The sequence below is a fragment of the Rhodoferax sp. genome (assembly GCF_037143375.1).
Taxonomy (GTDB): Bacteria; Pseudomonadota; Gammaproteobacteria; order Burkholderiales; family Burkholderiaceae_C; genus Rhodoferax.
Genome location: NZ_JBAWYV010000002.1, coordinates 45,018 through 61,304 on the forward strand (window position 1 = coordinate 45,018; position 16,287 = coordinate 61,304).

At 55.1% G+C, this 16,287-nt stretch carries 18 protein-coding genes; 5 read left to right on the top strand and 13 right to left on the bottom strand.

All coding sequences use genetic code 11. The features are described 5' to 3' along the window. Positions 1–110 precede the first annotated feature (110 nt). The 6 genes from WCG50_RS00585 to guaB are packed head-to-tail and all read right to left on the bottom strand — an operon-like array spanning position 111 to position 7,055. Positions 111–1,025: an adenylate/guanylate cyclase domain-containing protein gene (locus WCG50_RS00585; protein ID WP_336897642.1), complete on the bottom strand. Its 915-nt coding sequence runs from the start codon at positions 1,023–1,025 to the stop codon at positions 111–113. A gap of 57 nt (positions 1,026–1,082) precedes the next feature. After that, a complete protein-coding gene (locus WCG50_RS00590) occupies positions 1,083–2,042 on the bottom strand; it encodes an LD-carboxypeptidase (RefSeq protein WP_336897612.1) in 960 nt (319 codons plus the stop codon). Then, positions 2,042–3,265: a tRNA adenosine(34) deaminase TadA gene (tadA, locus tag WCG50_RS00595; RefSeq protein WP_336897613.1), complete on the bottom strand. Its 1,224-nt coding sequence runs from the start codon at positions 3,263–3,265 to the stop codon at positions 2,042–2,044. The genes WCG50_RS00590 and tadA overlap by 1 nt, the downstream gene beginning before the upstream one ends. 47 nt (positions 3,266–3,312) lie before the next feature. Then, positions 3,313–3,942 carry an FMN-binding negative transcriptional regulator gene (locus WCG50_RS00600; protein WP_336897614.1) on the bottom strand — a complete coding sequence of 210 codons (630 nt, stop codon included), beginning with the start codon at positions 3,940–3,942 and terminating at the stop codon, positions 3,313–3,315. 27 nt (positions 3,943–3,969) lie between these two features. Then, positions 3,970–5,580, bottom strand: a complete 1,611-nt coding sequence (guaA, locus tag WCG50_RS00605) for a glutamine-hydrolyzing GMP synthase (RefSeq protein ID WP_336897615.1) — start codon at positions 5,578–5,580, stop codon at positions 3,970–3,972. Between the two features lie 5 nt (positions 5,581–5,585). Next, positions 5,586–7,055, bottom strand: a complete 1,470-nt coding sequence (gene guaB, locus WCG50_RS00610; RefSeq protein WP_336897616.1) for an IMP dehydrogenase — start codon at positions 7,053–7,055, stop codon at positions 5,586–5,588. Between the two features lie 137 nt (positions 7,056–7,192). On the opposite strand from guaB, the gene WCG50_RS00615 reads away from it, so the two are divergent. Beyond that, positions 7,193–7,714: a DUF4124 domain-containing protein gene (locus tag WCG50_RS00615; RefSeq protein ID WP_336897617.1), complete on the top strand. Its 522-nt coding sequence runs from the start codon at positions 7,193–7,195 to the stop codon at positions 7,712–7,714. Between the two features lie 33 nt (positions 7,715–7,747). On the opposite strand, the gene WCG50_RS00620 is transcribed toward WCG50_RS00615, so the two are convergent. Beyond that, a complete protein-coding gene (locus WCG50_RS00620; protein WP_336897618.1) occupies positions 7,748–8,080 on the bottom strand; it encodes an RnfH family protein in 333 nt (110 codons plus the stop codon). Positions 8,081–8,084: 4 nt separating this feature from the next. Further along, positions 8,085–8,528, bottom strand: coding sequence for a type II toxin-antitoxin system RatA family toxin (locus WCG50_RS00625; protein WP_336897619.1), 444 nt, complete (start codon positions 8,526–8,528; stop codon positions 8,085–8,087). 68 nt (positions 8,529–8,596) lie between these two features. On the opposite strand from WCG50_RS00625, the gene smpB reads away from it, so the two are divergent. From smpB to WCG50_RS00645, 4 genes are all read left to right on the top strand, one after another. Continuing rightward, positions 8,597–9,070: an SsrA-binding protein SmpB gene (gene smpB, locus WCG50_RS00630; protein ID WP_336897620.1), complete on the top strand. Its 474-nt coding sequence runs from the start codon at positions 8,597–8,599 to the stop codon at positions 9,068–9,070. Between the two features lie 91 nt (positions 9,071–9,161). Continuing rightward, positions 9,162–9,566: a hypothetical protein gene (locus tag WCG50_RS00635; RefSeq protein ID WP_336897621.1), complete on the top strand. Its 405-nt coding sequence runs from the start codon at positions 9,162–9,164 to the stop codon at positions 9,564–9,566. Positions 9,567–9,582: 16 nt separating this feature from the next. Further along, the gene (locus WCG50_RS00640) at positions 9,583–10,143 is read left to right on the top strand and encodes an RNA polymerase sigma factor (protein ID WP_336897622.1); all 561 of its coding nucleotides are present in this window, start codon (positions 9,583–9,585) and stop codon (positions 10,141–10,143) included. Between the two features lie 17 nt (positions 10,144–10,160). Beyond that, the gene (locus tag WCG50_RS00645) at positions 10,161–10,985 is read left to right on the top strand and encodes an anti-sigma factor (protein ID WP_336897623.1); all 825 of its coding nucleotides are present in this window, start codon (positions 10,161–10,163) and stop codon (positions 10,983–10,985) included. Here WCG50_RS00645 and WCG50_RS00650 read toward each other — a convergent pair. From WCG50_RS00650 to rbfA, 5 genes are all read right to left on the bottom strand, one after another. Further along, the gene (locus tag WCG50_RS00650; RefSeq protein WP_336897624.1) at positions 10,982–12,145 is read right to left on the bottom strand and encodes an enoyl-CoA hydratase/isomerase family protein; all 1,164 of its coding nucleotides are present in this window, start codon (positions 12,143–12,145) and stop codon (positions 10,982–10,984) included. The two genes, WCG50_RS00645 and WCG50_RS00650, sit on opposite strands and share 4 nt — an antisense overlap. Continuing rightward, positions 12,142–13,023, bottom strand: a complete 882-nt coding sequence (locus WCG50_RS00655; protein ID WP_336897625.1) for a DMT family transporter — start codon at positions 13,021–13,023, stop codon at positions 12,142–12,144. The genes WCG50_RS00650 and WCG50_RS00655 overlap by 4 nt, the downstream gene beginning before the upstream one ends. Before the next feature lie 82 nt (positions 13,024–13,105). Beyond that, positions 13,106–14,929 carry a translational GTPase TypA gene (typA, locus tag WCG50_RS00660; protein WP_336897626.1) on the bottom strand — a complete coding sequence of 608 codons (1,824 nt, stop codon included), beginning with the start codon at positions 14,927–14,929 and terminating at the stop codon, positions 13,106–13,108. Positions 14,930–14,952: 23 nt separating this feature from the next. Further along, a complete protein-coding gene (truB, locus tag WCG50_RS00665; protein ID WP_336897627.1) occupies positions 14,953–15,897 on the bottom strand; it encodes a tRNA pseudouridine(55) synthase TruB in 945 nt (314 codons plus the stop codon). 4 nt (positions 15,898–15,901) lie between these two features. Next, positions 15,902–16,273: a 30S ribosome-binding factor RbfA gene (gene rbfA / locus WCG50_RS00670; RefSeq protein ID WP_296503457.1), complete on the bottom strand. Its 372-nt coding sequence runs from the start codon at positions 16,271–16,273 to the stop codon at positions 15,902–15,904. Positions 16,274–16,287 lie beyond the last annotated feature (14 nt).

Sequence of the window (16,287 nt, forward strand, 5' to 3'; positions counted from 1 at the left end):
GGTGCCTTAACGGCAGAGGTGTCGGGAAGTGTTGAAGTTCCACGCACGGGTGCGACGGTCTATGGGTTCACCGACTACTTACCGCCATTATTAAGAAAATGGACGATTGCCTAGGAGACTGAAAAACTAACTGTCGGCGCACTAAGGTCAGCAAATGAACTTCCGAGCGCAATTTCACCACGGCCATGCAAGACACATTCTTCGCGTCGTAGCAACAAGTCTGAGCCGCCCCCAGAGAAACGAACCCAGCAACCGTAGGAACTCACATCCACCAGCATCACACTGCCATTACGCCAGTCAATACGGGCATGAGTGCGTGACACACGGGGATCATTCACCACAAACCCCGCTTGCCTCACGCGCCCAATATGAATCGGTAATTCAAAAGACTTAAATGTCTTGTGAGTGTCGAGCCATGTCAGTTCAATCTCCCCGCCCAGCACATCAGTGCGCGAGCCGTCCATAAGAGAATCAAGGTCTGCCTGAACGGTCAGAAAGTCAGAGGTAATGTCATCTTGCCATTCAACCTGATAAACAGTACAAGGCTCGGCGCGACCCCGAATATTGATTGGGCCAAGGATGCGAAAACGCACGCCATCACCTTCATCAGCACCGAGCAGCGCGGCGCTATTGACCCATATTTGATGCGGACCCGAAAGATCGCTCAGGCGGGCCGCCACGTTGACAGCATCACCATAACAATCGCCATCGACGATTTCAACATCGCCACTGGCAACCCCAATACGAATGGGCATTTGTTTGTCTGAAGCAATCAGAGGCATGCGTTTTTGATGCATGCGTTGCATCTCAACGACAGCATTGATGGCGGCTGAGTTGTCTTCAAACAAAGCCAACACGCCATCACCAAGCATTTTGATTACCCGCCCACCGTACGACTCTACAACGGAGGCAATCCAGGTCGTAATCTCGGTCACTGCCTGTGTCGCACGAGCATTCCCCAAGGCTTCAAAAACACTTGTGCTGCCAAAAAGATCTGTAAATACGACAGTAGTGTGAAGACTCATTCCCAACAGATTCCGTTTCTTGAACTTATGCCAAGTTTAGGGCATATAAGGCATGCTTCAGGCATGACCCCAAAAGAGCATGGCATCGCGACCCTCTACCCATAAATTGGTTTTAGCACCAACTGGCAAGATCACTTTTGTGGCGACATGGCCATAAGGCAAGTTGGTGAGCACCGGCGTCTTGAGCTTCAGGCGCAACCAGTCCACAACGCTTTGCAACTTGTATCCACGGTCATGCGGCACAAGTTTGTAGTCAGTAAATTGACCCAAAACAATTGCTTTTTGACGACCCAAAACACCTGCTTGCAGCAGTTGCGTCATCATTCGCTCAATGCGGTAAGGGTGCTCGGCCACATCTTCGAGAAAAAGGATGCCGCCTTTGACATCAGGGAAATAGGGTGTACCCATCAGAGAGACCAAGACTGACAAGTTGCCACCCCATATCACCGCATTCTTTACACCAAAATCAGCGCTAGCCCCCGTTTCACGTGCGCTAACAGCTACTGAATTCGTAGCATTTCGTGCCGGTTCACGATGTTGTCGCCAGCCAGCGCCCTCCCCTTGTCCCGAAATGAGATCATCAAAGCAGGCTTCCATGATGTCGTCGGGTGTGTCGGCGACGCCAAAACCTTCGCACAAGGCCGGACCAGCCCATGTCACAGCGCCCGTGCGCGCCAGCACCGCATTCTGGAACGCCGTGAAATCACTGATCCCGACGAACAGCATGCCTTTGTCAACGGCCTTGGCGACTTTCTTGTACTGAATTCGGTCGAGAATGCGCGTCAAGCCGTAGCCACCGCGGGAAATCAACGCAACATCAGCACCGCTGGCAGCGGCCCGGTGAATAGCGGCTAATCGAGTGTCGTCGTCACCAGCAAAACGCAAATGACTGGCGAGGGCTGCTTCATCAATCTCAACCTCATGGCCCAATTTTTCAAGTCGCGAGACGCCACGCTTAAAAGCAGCCTTGTCTCGCACAGCACCCGAAGGAGAATAAATATAGATGTGTTTTTTCACTAAATAGCCTGCGTTGAGGGAGGTATAAAAAAGCTAACTGCAGCCTGTGCATCGATCGCACGGGGTTCCTTGGTCAAGTGCCCATCCAGAATCTTGAATGTTTGACCTGACCCGCGTTGTTGCCAGAAATCAACAACTTGCAGTGGCAATGGGGTCTCATCTGAATTATCTGTAGCCATCCATTTGAGAGGAAAAGCACGCAAGGCAGCGCGGTGGCCACGGTCTGGAAAAGGGGCGTCATAAGCCGGGTCATTGACATCAGTGACTTCGGTTTCAATATTCAAGTCCAACAAGCCGCAGAAACGTTTTTTCAGCGCTATGGGCAAGCTCAAACCCAGCAAGTGACTCTGGTTTTGCAGCACCAGCACCGTGTTTTGAAGATCAAGTTTTTCGACCAAGGCCAACAATACCTGGCGGTGCCAGTTGAATTGATGAAACGATTCTTTCTTGGGTTTGTCACTTTTACCAAAACCAATCAGGTCCGGTGCGACCACACGGGCCCCCGAGGCTAACAACACAGGAATCATGTGTCGGTAAAAATAACTCCAACTTTGCGTGCCGTGCAAAAACAAGTAGCTCAGCGGCGCACTGCGCGGGCCTTCGTCGAGGAAATGTAGGCGCAAGCCAGACAGTACAGACAGGTCACTGAAGTAGTGGCTTGGCCATGGGTAAGCTGAAAGGTCGTCAAAACGTGCCTCTGGTGTACGTAAGGCATCTTCGCGGACGGGACTACTAATTAAGCGATGTGCCTCGCGTTTATCCTTGAAAAAATTTTGCAACAAAATTGTGCTTTGCTCTGCCAGCAAGCCCGCCTGAACCAGCGTGTGGTGATTGAGTTGGCGGTTGGCAAACAAGTCAAGCACGGAGCCGGCCGCACCTGTTTTGGGATCGGAAGCGCCGAACACGACGCGTTTCAATCGCGCATGCAGCATGGTGCCAGCACACATGGCGCAAGGTTCAAGCGTCACAAATAACTCGCAATCGTCCAATCGGTAGTTGCCCAGGACTTGCGATGCGGCGCGCAAGGCGACCATTTCAGCGTGCGCAGTCGGGTCATGCTGACCGATGGGGGCATTGCGCCCTACCGCAATCACCTGACCATGGCGTACCACCACAGCGCCCACGGGAACCTCGCCCGCAAGTCCGGCCAAACTCGCTTGGGACAAGGCGAGTTGCATGGCTTTTGTATCGGTCAGAGCCTCACACTTGCCCGGCGAAGTCATTGATTGAATCCAGAAATACTATGAAAAACAGAGCTACTAACGCTTATTCAACGGGGGCTAGAGCCCATTAAGCCTAATATATTCATCCAATCAGCCAAGGCGCGTTCGTCTTCGTTTCCAGCGGCATACATCTCATGCAACTTGGCATGTGACTCAGGGCGATGCTGGTTGAGTTTGAGTTTGCACTGCACATCCGTCACCAGCAGTTTGAACGCAACAATGCCTGACAGCATTTTTTGCTGAAAGTCAGGCTCTAAAGACCGCCACTGGGTGGCATAAATAGGCTCGTGGTCGCCAATAAGCTTCTTCAGAAGTTGATCTTTGGCTTGCGCGTCTTCTATCAAACTGGCCTGCACCGTGCAGTGCACCGCCAAATAGTTCCAGGTCGGTACTCGGACCAAGTCGGGATACACCTGCGGCGACAAGTAAGCCTGCGGGCCCATGAACGTCACCAAGGCTTGTGGCCTTGCGCTCAAATAACGCCAATGCGGATTAGGTTTTGCGCAGTGACCTAACAACACCAATTGTTCGCCACGCTCTTCGATGTGCAAAGGAATGTGCGAGACAAATGGCAACCCCCCCTCGTCAACACTGATCAGGCTGGCGAACGGGTGCTCTCGCATCAAGCGCAAAGCTTGGCTGCGATCCTTGGCATTGAATTGCGGTGGCAAATACATAAGAATCGCCAGGTTAAAGGGCTGCGATTATTCCCACTCAATCGTGGCCGGTGGTTTGCTGGATACGTCGTAGGTCACGCGGTTGATGCCGCGCACTTCATTGATGATTCGGCTCGACACCTTTTTGAGCAGCGCGTAAGGCAATTCGGCCCAGTCGGCCGTCATGAAGTCATTGGTTTGAACGGCCCGCAAGGCCACCACGTAATCATAAGTGCGACCATCGCCCATCACACCCACGCTCTTGACCGGCAAGAAGACGGTGAACGCCTGATTGGTGAGGTCGTACCAGCTTTTGCCTGACTCGGGGTCGATGAAATTTCGCAATTCTTCGATAAAAATGTGATCCGCCAGACGCAGCAAGTCGGCGAATTCTTTTTTGACTTCGCCCAGAATGCGCACACCCAGACCCGGTCCTGGGAACGGGTGCCGGTAAACCATGTGGTAAGGCAAGCCCAGCGCCACGCCGAGTTCGCGCACTTCGTCCTTGAACAGTTCGCGCAGCGGCTCCAGCAATTTAAGTCCCAACTGCTCTGGCAAACCGCCGACATTGTGGTGGCTCTTGATGACCACCGCTTTTTTGGACTTGGCCGCACCCGACTCAATCACATCGGGGTAAATCGTGCCTTGCGCCAACCAGGCCACATGGCGGGACTGGTCGTTTTTGAGTTTGCCGGCCTCAGCTTTGAAGACTTCGACAAACTCACGGCCAATGATCTTGCGCTTGGCTTCGGGCTCGCTCACGCCCGCCAGATGACCTAAAAACTGGTCAGCGGCATCGACCCGTACCACCTTGGCGTGCAGTTTTCCGACAAACATCTCCATCACCATGTCGCCTTCATTGAGGCGCAACAAGCCATGGTCGACGAAAACGCAAGTAAGTTGGTCGCCAATGGCACGGTGAATCAGGGCAGCCGCCACTGAAGAGTCCACGCCCCCGGAGAGGCCCAAAATAACTTCTTCAGTGCCGACTTGAGCGCGAATTTTCTCAACCGCTTCACTGATGTAGTCACCCATGATCCAGTCCGCGCGGGTGCCACAAATCTCGAGCACAAAGCGCTCCAGGATGGCGGCTCCCAGCTTGGTGTGCGTGACTTCAGGGTGGAACTGCACGCCATAGAAGCGACGCTCTTCGTCCGCCATGCCCGCAATCGGGCAACTGTCGGTACTGGCCATCAGCTTGAAACCATGCGGCAACTCGGTGACCTTGTCACCATGACTCATCCATACTTTGAGCATGCCGTGACCCATGGAGGTCGCGTAATCCTGAATGCCTTCAAGTAATTTTGTGTGGCCGTGCGCTCGCACATCGGCGTGACCAAATTCACGCTTGTGACCGCTTTGCACCAATCCACCGAGTTGGTGCGCCATGGTTTGCATGCCGTAACAAATGCCCAGCACGGGCACGCCCAGCTCAAACACGGCATTCGGCGCTTTGTCAGTGGTTTCTTCGTAAACGCTGGCGTGGCTGCCGGACAAAATAATGCCCTTGAGCTTGCCGTCGCGGGCATAAGCGCGAATCCAGTCGTCGCTCACGTCACAAGGATGAACTTCACAAAAAACATGCGCTTCACGGATGCGACGCGCGATCAGTTGGGTGACTTGGGAGCCGAAGTCGAGGATGAGAATTTTTTGATGCATGGTTTTTAATCAGCGCGGTAGTTCGGGGCTTCTTTGGTGATCTGGACGTCGTGCACGTGGCTCTCACGGATACCTGCCGTGGTGATTTCCACGAACTCTGCCTGGTTTTGCATGTCTTCAATCGTGGCGCAACCGCAATAGCCCATGCTGGCTCGAACGCCACCAGCCATTTGGAACATGATGGCAACGACGGAGCCTTTGTAAGGCACGCGGCCTTCAATGCCTTCGGGCACCAGCTTGTCGGCATTCGGATTGCCAGTGGTGGATTCCTGAAAATAGCGATCAGCACTGCCCTGTTGCATAGCGCCAATGCTGCCCATGCCGCGGTAGCTCTTATAGCTGCGGCCTTGGAACAAAATGACTTCGCCAGGTGCTTCTTCAGTACCCGCAAACATGCCACCCATCATCACGGTGCTGGCGCCTGCGGCCAGTGCTTTGGCAATGTCGCCACTGAAGCGAATGCCTCCGTCAGCAATCAGGGGCACACCGGTGCCTCTAAGTGCTGTGGCGACACTGTCAATCGCCATGATCTGAGGCACGCCCACACCGGCCACGATACGGGTGGTGCAGATCGAGCCAGGGCCAATACCGACCTTGACCGCGTCCGCACCGGCTTCAACCAGAGCCAGCGCTGCTGCACCGGTAGCAATGTTGCCGCCGATGACATCAATTTGCGGGTAGTTTTGCTTGACCCAGCGTACGCGCTCAATCACACCTTTACTGTGGCCGTGGGCTGTATCCACCACGATGGCATCGACACCGGCACGCACCAACGCCTCTACGCGCTCTTCGGTGCCCTCGCCCACGCCCACCGCTGCACCAACGCGCAACTTGCCTTGGGCATCTCGCGCTGCATTGGGGAAACTGGTTTGTTTGGTAATGTCTTTGACCGTAATCAGGCCTTTGAGCTCAAACGCATCGTTGACCACGAGCAAGCGCTCAATCTTGAACTGGTTCAGCAAAACCTTGGCTTGCGCCAACGTGGTGCCATCAGGCACAGTGACGAGTTTGTCGCGCTGCGTCATGATGTGACTCACCGGCAGGTCGTAACGTGTCTCGAAACGCAAATCGCGCCCGGTCACAATGCCAACGACCTTGCCACCATCGCACACTGGAAAACCTGATACACCCAATTGCGCAGACAAGTCCATGACCTGACGCACTGTGTGGTGCGGCGTAATCACCACGGGGTCACGCAATACGCCCGACTCATAACGTTTGACTTTGGCGACTTGGGCCGCCTGCTCTTGGGCCGTCATGTTTTTGTGAACGATACCGATACCGCCCTCCTGCGCGATGGCAATCGCCAGGCGTGCTTCGGTGACGGTGTCCATGGCGGCAGACACCAGGGGCAAATTCAACGCGATATTGCGGGAGAAACGGGTAGCGAGAGAGGTGTCCTTTGGAAGGACTTGGGAGAACGCTGGCACCAACAAGACGTCGTCGAAGGTGAGCGCTTTGCCGATTAGGCGCATATAGAAGCTCCAAATGGTGGATTGTACCCGTGCCATGGGTGCTGAAAATGGTTCAAACTGAGACAAACGGTCTCTTTTGGCAGATCAAAGGTGGGGCATTCAGGACATTTTTACCAAGCGCGCGCTAAACTTGAAAAATGAAATATTTACGTAAATTGGTAATTGGTGCCACTTGTTTGGTGTCTATGGCAGCATCCGCGCAGTGGCAATGGACCGACAAAGACGGACGCAAGGTCTACAGCGACCGTGCTCCACCATCTGACATTCTGGATAAAAATATTCTTAAAAGACCTGCTGGCCGGGTCAACCCCTTGGTGACCAACGAAGCATCTCTCAATGCCGCATCCCCCGTGGCTGCAGCGTCGTCACCGCATGGGTCTGCCAGCGCCCCAAAATTGAGCGGTGTCGACAAAGAACTGGCCGAGAAAAAAAAGAAGGCCGAAGAAGCTGAAGTGGCCAAGCGCAAGGCCGAGGAAGAACGGGTAGCGAAATCGAAAATTGAAAACTGTGCACGTGCAAAGCAAGCTAAAACCAATTTTGATTCCGGCATTCGCATCGCCCGAACCAATGAAAAAGGTGAACGCGAAATCATGGATGACGCCACCCGCTCCGCCGAGGCAAAACGCATTCAGTTCATCATCGATTCCGACTGCAAATAAGAGATAAAACCCCCTGCTTAAGGTCGCTCCGAATCAGTAACCGGTAGCGGCCCCGGCTCTTTTTTTGAGAAAGAGCCCGGTGGTTCGGGCTCCCTGCTTAGCAAACCTCTCGCGTCGCGCCACTTTCGGATCGACGGTGAGGGGCCGGTAAATTTCAACCCGGTCATTGTCACGAAGCACATGACCCCAATGGGTCATCCGACCCCAAACACCTACCAGGCTGGTTGGCTGTTCAATCTCCGGGAACAACTTGCGCCAACCCGTCGCTTGCAGTGCCCCTAACAGCGTGCTACCGGGAGCCAAGGTCAGGGTGATTTCCCGAACATCTCTGGGCGCTGGCGAATACACCACCGTCACGTGAATCACGGGTTCACTCCCCATAGACTTGGCCCGCTCGTTTGACAAAGGCATCGACCATGCTGCGGGCAATCTTGTCAAACACGGGGCCGACGAGTCTGCCCAAGGTGGCGTTGTCAAAGCCGTAGTTAAGCGTCAACTCCACTTTGCAGGCGCGCTGAGTGCCATCGCCCAAGGGTAGAAAATTCCACTCTCCATCCAGTCGAGAAAAGGGGCCGTTGACCAGTTTCATCAGCACTTGGCGGTCTGGCGTGTGGGTATTTTGGGTTGTAAAAGTCTGGCGAATACCGCTGAAGGAAATGCCAACTTCAGCAGTCATCCCATTTTCTTCAGTCGAAAGCACCCGCGCGTGGTCGCACCACGGTAAAAATTGCGGATATTTCTCAACTTCGGTCACAAGAACATACATTTCTTGCGGGCTGTACCAGATCAGGACGGACTTGCTTACTGTTTTCATAGAATGGAGGTCTGCGCGGGATTGTAGACAAGCCTTGTACGCATCCCTGACAACCCCACATCGAAAATATGGCCAAGAAACCCGAAACCGCTACCCGCATTGCCGATAACAAGAAGGCTGCCTACAATTATTGCTTTGAAGAACGCCTTGAAGCAGGCTTGGTACTCGAGGGCTGGGAAGTTAAATCGCTGCGTGAAGGCAAGGTGCAATTAACCGACGGCTACATTGTGGTGCGCGAGGGTGAGTTGTTCATCATTGGCCTGCAGATTCACCCGCTCAATACGGCTTCCACCCACATCAGCCCCGACAAGGTCCGCACCCGTAAGCTCCTGCTGCACAAGGAAGAAATCAAAAGGCTGATTGGCAAGGTGCATCAAAAAGGCTACACCTTGGTGCCGCTAAACCTGCACTGGAAAGCCGGAAAAATTAAATGTGAGATCGCTTTGGCCAAGGGTAAGGCCGAGCACGACAAGCGCGACACCATCAAGGACCGCGAAGGCAAGCGAGAAGTTGAACGAGCCATGAAAGTTCATCGCCGCTGATATTTTTTGGGTGGGCGGGAATATTTGCTGCATCACAGGTGTTTGTGACTGTGCAAATGTGTTTTTGCATCCCTCAAACCAGGAGTTACCCATGAATTTCATTCCTCGCACCCATCTCGCCTTTTGCCTGACGTTGGCGGTTTTAGGCGGTTGCGCCTCTATGGCGTCTGCGCCAGTTAAAGTGGACGACGGCGTGCTGGTCGGACCCAACGGCATGACCCTTTACACCTTCGACAAAGACGTTGCCAATAGTGGCAAGTCCGTCTGCAATGGCCCTTGCGCCACCAACTGGCCACCTTTGATGGCGGGGGAGGCAGACAAATCTGAAGGCGCTTACAGCGTCATCACCCGAGATGACGGCGCCAAACAGTGGGCAGTTCAAGGCAAGCCCTTGTACTACTGGGTCAAGGACAGCAAGCCAGGCGACAAAACAGGTGACGGCGTGAACAAAGTTTGGCAGACGGCCAAACCAGCGCCCAAGTTGGGCGGTTATTGATTAACGTGCTGATCAGGTGAATCGCCAATCCATCGTTGACCAAATCCCCGCGCTGCGCCGTTATGCGCGGGCGCTGACGGGCGACGCCTGGGCAGCCGATGACTTGGTTCAGGACACGCTGGAACGCGCCTGTAGCAAGTGGCGATTGTGGCTTGCAGGCTCTGACCTGCGGGCCTGGCTGTTCACCGTCATGCACAACCTGTTTGCCAATCAGGTGCGACGCTCGGTCCGGGAAACGCAGGGCGGCAGGGTCGATATTGATGATGTCGCGCATGAACTGGCGGCGCCTGATGCAGGTTTCGGGCAAGCTTTGGATATGCAACGCTGTCTTTTACGCCTGCCACCAGAGCAACGGGAAGTTTTGTTGTTGGTCACACTCGAAGACTTGAGCTACACCGAAGTGGCCAAAATTACCGGCGTACCCATAGGGACGGTGATGTCCCGCCTGTCGCGCGCCCGTAGCCGCTTGCAAACCTTGCTGGATGAACCGGCCCAAAGCGCGCCAGCTTTGGCAACGGCAGAGCCCGCACACCCCGCCTCACGCTCTGTGGGGACCCCTTTGCGCCTGCTGAAATGAGGCCACGGAAAAGCACCATGAACAGGAATATCTCTCAGCCCTTGACCGACGACGAAATCAACGCGCTCGTCGACCATCAGGTTTCCCCGCCGCAGTTGGCGGCACTCCAGGAGCGGCTACAGCTTGACTCTGTCGCCCAGGCAACGCTGGCGCAATGGCAAGGTCAGCGCAAAGCTTTGACTGGTTTACACCAGCGTATTCTTCACGAATCCACGCCAGCCTCCTTGATGTCGGCCGTACAAAAGCCTGCGGCAAACCACCAGGACCTCCATCCAGGATGGCGCTGGGGTGGTATGGCCGCCAGTGTGATGCTGGCTTTTGGCGTGGGCTGGCTTTCTAACAATATTCTGCGCGGTGAAGGGTTGACACCCGCCCCGTTGACCAGCGCCAAAGCCCGCTCCACGCAGGATTTTGTGCGGCAAGCCAGTTTTGCCCACGGCGTCTATGCCCCGGAAGTGCGTCACCCGGTAGAAGTACAGGCCGCTGAACAGGTGCATCTGGTGCAATGGTTGTCAAAGCGCGTTGGCAAGCCCCTCAAAGTCCCCAATTTAGGTCCTTTGGGGTATGACTTGGTGGGTGGCCGATTGCTGCCGGGCGAAGCCGGTGCGCGAGCACAGTTCATGTTTCAAAATGGCGCTGGCACACGCATCACGCTCTACCTGGGTGCGCTCGAAAAAGCAAATGCAGGCCCCGATACACGGGACACCAGCTTCAAATTTTCATCAGACGGACCCGTTCCCAGTTTTTACTGGGTTGACCAGGGTTTTGGCTACGCCTTGGCGGGACCCGTGCCACGCGAGACCCTCATGAAACTGGCCGAAGCGGTCTATCAACAGCTTTAAATCAAATCACGCAGCGGATGTTTGTCAGGTGTCCAGGGGCTGGCAAAAAAAGGCACCACCATGGCCGCGTTAACCTCTTCAATGCGAGCCGGATTCCAGCGGGGAAGCTGGTCTTTGTCCACAGCTAGCGCGCGAATACCTTCAACCGTGTCACTCTGACTGCCAGTGCGGCCAAGATGAACGGGGTGAAAGCAGTGCTGTACCAGATCGCGCTCCATGCGCAGATCGTCGGCCAGCGACAGGGTGCGGGCGCGCCGAATCTGTTCCAGCGCCACATGCAACATCAAGGGTGATCGTTTGCGCAAAAGGGCCGCCGTATGTCGGGTCCACTCGTCATTTTCAGCTTCTAAAGCTTGGACAATGGCGGCTACCGACTCCATCGCGAAATAATGATCAATTTGACCTCTAGCCCCCGTTGCGCCTGCGCTAGTAGCTACTGAATACATAGCAACCCAAGCGTCCACCTTGGATGACTGCGCAAAATCAATTTTTGCCAAGTCTTCCCAGGCCGGTTGCAGTTGCACGGCATCAAAACAAACATCGGCCAAGCCCAGGCTCAGCGCCTGGCCAGCACCCAGCATTTCGCCCGTCATGGCCAGCCATTCACCCGTGCGCCCCGGGCAACGGCTGAGAAAATAGCCACCGCCCACGTCAGGAAACAAGCCAATCAGGGTTTCAGGCATGGCCAGCTTGCTGCGCTCGGTCACGATGCGCAGACTCGCCATTTGACCCGTTGCAAAAGCAGGCGCACGGCCGTGCCCGCACAAGCCCATGCCTCCGCCCATCACGATGCCGTCCATGAAAACGATGTACGGCTTCGGGAAGGTGTGAATCAGGTGGTTAAGGGCGTATTCCTCGGTGAAGAAATCGTCCAATTCGGGGTTGTTTGCCAGTGCAGCCTGGTGAAAAAAGCGGATATCGCCACCTGCACAAAATGCACCAAAAGGACCGTTTTTATTAACGCCCCGAATGGCCACCGCCTTCACAGCGGCATCATCACGCCAGGCCAGCAAGCAAGCCATCAGGGCACGAATCATTTCCAGTGACAAGGCATTGAGCGCTTTAGGGCGGTTCAAGGAGATGAATCCGACCTGCCCTTTGACTTCGCACAGCACTGTGGGCGGCTCAACAGGGCGTGCCGTTAAATTGACGGTATTCATGTCTTCATCCCACGGTTTTTCCAGCCAATTAATTCATTAACCACCAGCGCGCTGATGACCACCGCGCCACCGATCAGCACCGAGTTGGTGGGAACCTCATGTGCACCGAGCCAGGCCAGCAAGATGCCAAAAATAACTTCCAGCAACTGCAGCAGAGAGATTTCAGGCGCTTTGAGAACCCTTGCACAAATTACCGAGAGCACGCAGGGAATGGCCAACTGACCCAACCCCAGCACCGCCAGCAAGGCCAGATCATGGCCTGTGGCCTGGAATGGAAACGCCAGGGGCAGCGTCATGGCGACTGAAATAACGGCGCCCACCAGCACCGCCGGGACCAAGTCGACATCGTGGCCCTGCGCGTGTGAATGCTGCGTCACTGTCCAGTTCACCGCCCCGGCGAGTGGGACCATCAAGGTGACCAGGGTGCTCACCAAAGACGCATCGGCCATCTGGGCGGCGTACATGTAAACGATACCGCCCCCTGCGACCACAATGGCGACCCAGGTCCGTGGAGGTATGCGGTGCCCAATGAAAATGCGTGCCATCAGTGCAGTGAGCAAGGGGCCGATCGACATCGTGACCAACACATTGGCGACGCTGGTCAAGGTGAGTGCCACCATGAAGGCGGTGAACATCACACTCCAGCAAACACCAGAAATCCAGAAAGCCACAGTGCCCTGGCGAATCTGGCGAAATACCTGACGGCCCTGAAAATACGGCAAGATTACCAACAGCGACAACACGGTGAATGCCGAGCGCCAGAAGGTCACTTCAAAGCTGCGGGCCGACTCCAACTGGCGCGTGATAACGCCGGCAGTCGACCACATCAGGGCCACCGCAATCATCAGGAGAACGGCCCGGTTATGGCTAAGTTTCATTTTTTTGCTCAAAAAAAAGCGGGCTAGTGAGCCCGCTTTGTGTCCCGGGTATGAACCGGGACGTCAACCCATTTGACAGGGCTTAGCGGCCAGCGCGCTTGCGTTCGCTTTCGGTTAGGTGACGCTTGCGCAGACGGATCGACTTGGGCGTAATTTCGACCAACTCGTCGTCCTCGATGAACTCAACGCCGTATTCCAGCGTGCACTCGATCGGAGGTGTGATCTTGATCGCGTCTTCCTTGCCGCTGACGCGGAAGTTGGTCAGCTGCTTGGTACGGGTGGCGTTCACCACCAGATCGTTGTCACGGCTGTGGATACCCACAATCATGCCTTCGTACACTGGATCGTTGGCGCGCACAAACATACGGCCACGGTCATCGAGCTTGCCCAAAGCGTAGGTGAAAATTTCACCAGCGTCCATGGAAATCAGCACGCCATTTTTACGGCCACCGATGTCGCCTTTATGCGGCTCGTAGCTGTCAAAGATGTTGGAGATCAGGCCGGTACCACGCGTCAAGTTCAAAAACTCGTTGGTGAAACCAATCAGACCACGCGCAGGGATGCGGTACTCAAGACGGACACGACCACGGCCATCCGGCTCCATATTCACCAGATCGCCCTTGCGCTCGCCCAAAGCCTGCATCACGCCGCCCTGGTGTTGCTCTTCGATGTCGGCAGTTACCAACTCGATGGGTTCGTGCTTTTCACCATTCACGTCTTTCATGACGACGCGTGGTTTGGAGACGGCCATCTCGAAACCTTCGCGGCGCATGTTTTCCAACAAAATGGTCAGGTGCAACTCGCCACGGCCCATAACTTCAAAAATACCTTCTTCGTCGGTTTCCTTGACACGCAAGGCCACGTTGTGTTGAAGTTCTTTTTGCAGACGGTCCCAAATCTGGCGGCTGGTGACGTATTTGCCTTCGCGACCGGCCAATGGGCTGGTATTGACGCAAAAGTTCATGGTCAGCGTGGGCTCATCAACCTTGAGCATAGGCAGCGGCATCGGGGTGACGGGGTCGGTGATGGTGACGCCAATACCGATGTCCGTCAAACCGTTGATAAGTACGATTTCGCCGGGGCCGGCGTCCGTGGCTTGCACGCGCTCCAGGCCCTGGAATGTCAGTACCTGATTGATACGGCCCTTGATGGCCTTACCGTCCGGACCTTCCATGACCACGACGTCCATCATCGGACGGATCGTGCCCTGGCTGATACGGCCTACGCCAATACGGCCGACAAAGGTCGAGAAGTCGAGTGCTGAAATTTGCAATTGCAACGGTGCCGCAGGATCACCCTGCTGGTGAGGCACGTGCTTGAGCACGGTGTTGAACAGGGCCGACATATCGGGACCCCACTGCTCACCCTGAGCGCCCTCTTCCATCGACGACCAGCCGTTGATACCGGAGGCGTAAACGACGGGGAAATCGAGCTGTTCATCGGTGGCACCGAGTTTGTCAAACAGATCGAAAGCGGCGTTAACCACCCAATCAGGACGCGCACCGGGCTTGTCGACCTTGTTCACCACCAAAATGGGCTTCAGGCCAAGGGCCAGCGCCTTTTTGGTCACAAAGCGGGTCTGGGGCATAGGGCCTTCTTGCGCATCGATCAGCAGCACAACGCCGTCGACCATCGACAGAGCACGTTCCACTTCGCCGCCGAAGTCGGCGTGCCCGGGAGTGTCAACGATATTGATGTGCGTGCCTTCCCAGGTCACAGCGCAGTTTTTAGCCAGAATCGTGATGCCACGTTCTTTTTCGATGGCGTTGTTGTCCATCACGGTGTCGACCACTTTTTCGTGTTCGGCAAACGTGCCAGACTGGCGCAACAATTGGTCGACCATGGTGGTCTTGCCATGATCGACGTGGGCGATGATGGCGATATTTCGTATCTGTTTATGGCTCATGGTTCACTTTCTCTTAAATCTTGTCAAAATTTTAAAATCTGTTCAATTTCCAGCGGACTCAAGAGTCGCCCCGGTATCAATTCACCCGCTTTAACTTGGGCCGTGCCCAATAAAGCGTGTGGGTTGTCGCCATACACAGCGACCAGCCCGTTGTCAGGCCAGTTTCCCCGGCGCCGCACGCCACTGAGAAATCGCCCTGTATTCTCGCTGTCCAACGTGACAACCGTGTGGTCACGCAAAAGCGAATCCACGGGCATCAAGCAGTTCAAACGTTCCTCTTCGGTCATGGCCTCCAACGCTTCCAGCGTCACACACTGCGACACATGGAAACCACCAGTTTCAACCCGACGCAATGCCGTCAGGTGGGCACCACAACCGAGCGCTTCACCAATATCCTCGCCCAGCGTCCGAATATAAGTTCCCTTGCTGCACTTCACTATTAAATTAATAGCTGGGTGCGCAGGCTCTACGGGGGCTAGAGCCACATTTAACTCATAAATCGTGACTTCACGCGCTTCGCGCTCAATCTCGATCCCTGCCCGCGCATATTCATAAAGCGCTTTGCCGTCCTTTTTCAAGGCACTGTGCATGGGCGGAATTTGCCGGATTAACCCGGTAAACCGCGGCAGCACATTCTCGATATCTTGCACGCTCACATTCACGGCCCGCTCTACTATCACTTCGCCTTCAGCATCGCCAGTACTGGTTTTTTGACCCAACCGGGCGACGGCTTCATACGTTTTATCTGCATCCAGCTGAAGCTGGCTAAATTTGGTCGCGGCACCAAAACACAAGGGCAACAAACCTGTTGCCAAGGGGTCCAGCGTGCCAGTATGACCCGCCTTTTCAGCCCGCAACAGCCACTTTACTTTTTGCAATGCATCATTGCTCGACCAACCCAAAGGTTTGTCCAGCAACAACACCCCATGCACGGGGCGCCTGGCAACCCGAACACGGGGCGCATTCATCGGATCAATCCTCTTTAGCGCGAGACGCCACCGCACGCGCAATCAAGGCGTTCATGTCGGCAGCTTTTTCAGTGGTCTGATCGAACAGGAAATGCAAGGTGGGCACGGTATGAATGTGCAAACGCTTGAACAGACCTGCCCGCAAGAATCCAGCCGCTTGATTCAGGCCTTCGGTACAGGCTTTGGGGTCGCCTGTCAGCAGGCTAAAAAACACCTTGGCGTGTGCGTAATCAGGTGTGACTTCCACGGCCTGAATGGTCACCATCCCCACACGCGGGTCTTTCAACTCGCGGGCAATCAGCTCGGTCAGATCACGCTGGATCTGATCGGCTACCTTGAAGCTCCGATTAGGAGTTTTTGACTTGATACGCACGATTTACATCAAACCTA

Excerpts from the sequence above, each read along its gene's own strand:
- typA (WP_336897626.1), bottom strand. The coding sequence starts at position 14,929 with ATGAGCCATAAACAGATACGAAATATCGCCATCATCGCCCACGTCGAT.
- WCG50_RS00635 (WP_336897621.1), top strand. The coding sequence starts at position 9,162 with ATGAATTTCATTCCTCGCACCCATCTCGCCTTTTGCCTGACGTTGGCG.
- truB (WP_336897627.1), bottom strand. The coding sequence starts at position 15,897 with ATGAATGCGCCCCGTGTTCGGGTTGCCAGGCGCCCCGTGCATGGGGTG.
- tadA (WP_336897613.1), bottom strand. The coding sequence starts at position 3,265 with ATGACTTCGCCGGGCAAGTGTGAGGCTCTGACCGATACAAAAGCCATG.
- WCG50_RS00615 (WP_336897617.1), top strand. The coding sequence starts at position 7,193 with ATGAAATATTTACGTAAATTGGTAATTGGTGCCACTTGTTTGGTGTCT.
- WCG50_RS00645 (WP_336897623.1), top strand. The coding sequence starts at position 10,161 with ATGAACAGGAATATCTCTCAGCCCTTGACCGACGACGAAATCAACGCG.
- WCG50_RS00600 (WP_336897614.1), bottom strand. The coding sequence starts at position 3,942 with ATGTATTTGCCACCGCAATTCAATGCCAAGGATCGCAGCCAAGCTTTG.
- WCG50_RS00655 (WP_336897625.1), bottom strand. The coding sequence starts at position 13,023 with ATGAAACTTAGCCATAACCGGGCCGTTCTCCTGATGATTGCGGTGGCC.
- guaB (WP_336897616.1), bottom strand. The coding sequence starts at position 7,055 with ATGCGCCTAATCGGCAAAGCGCTCACCTTCGACGACGTCTTGTTGGTG.
- WCG50_RS00650 (WP_336897624.1), bottom strand. The coding sequence starts at position 12,145 with ATGAATACCGTCAATTTAACGGCACGCCCTGTTGAGCCGCCCACAGTG.
- WCG50_RS00625 (WP_336897619.1), bottom strand. The coding sequence starts at position 8,528 with ATGAAAACAGTAAGCAAGTCCGTCCTGATCTGGTACAGCCCGCAAGAA.
- WCG50_RS00585 (WP_336897642.1), bottom strand. The coding sequence starts at position 1,025 with ATGAGTCTTCACACTACTGTCGTATTTACAGATCTTTTTGGCAGCACA.
- smpB (WP_336897620.1), top strand. The coding sequence starts at position 8,597 with ATGGCCAAGAAACCCGAAACCGCTACCCGCATTGCCGATAACAAGAAG.
- guaA (WP_336897615.1), bottom strand. The coding sequence starts at position 5,580 with ATGCATCAAAAAATTCTCATCCTCGACTTCGGCTCCCAAGTCACCCAA.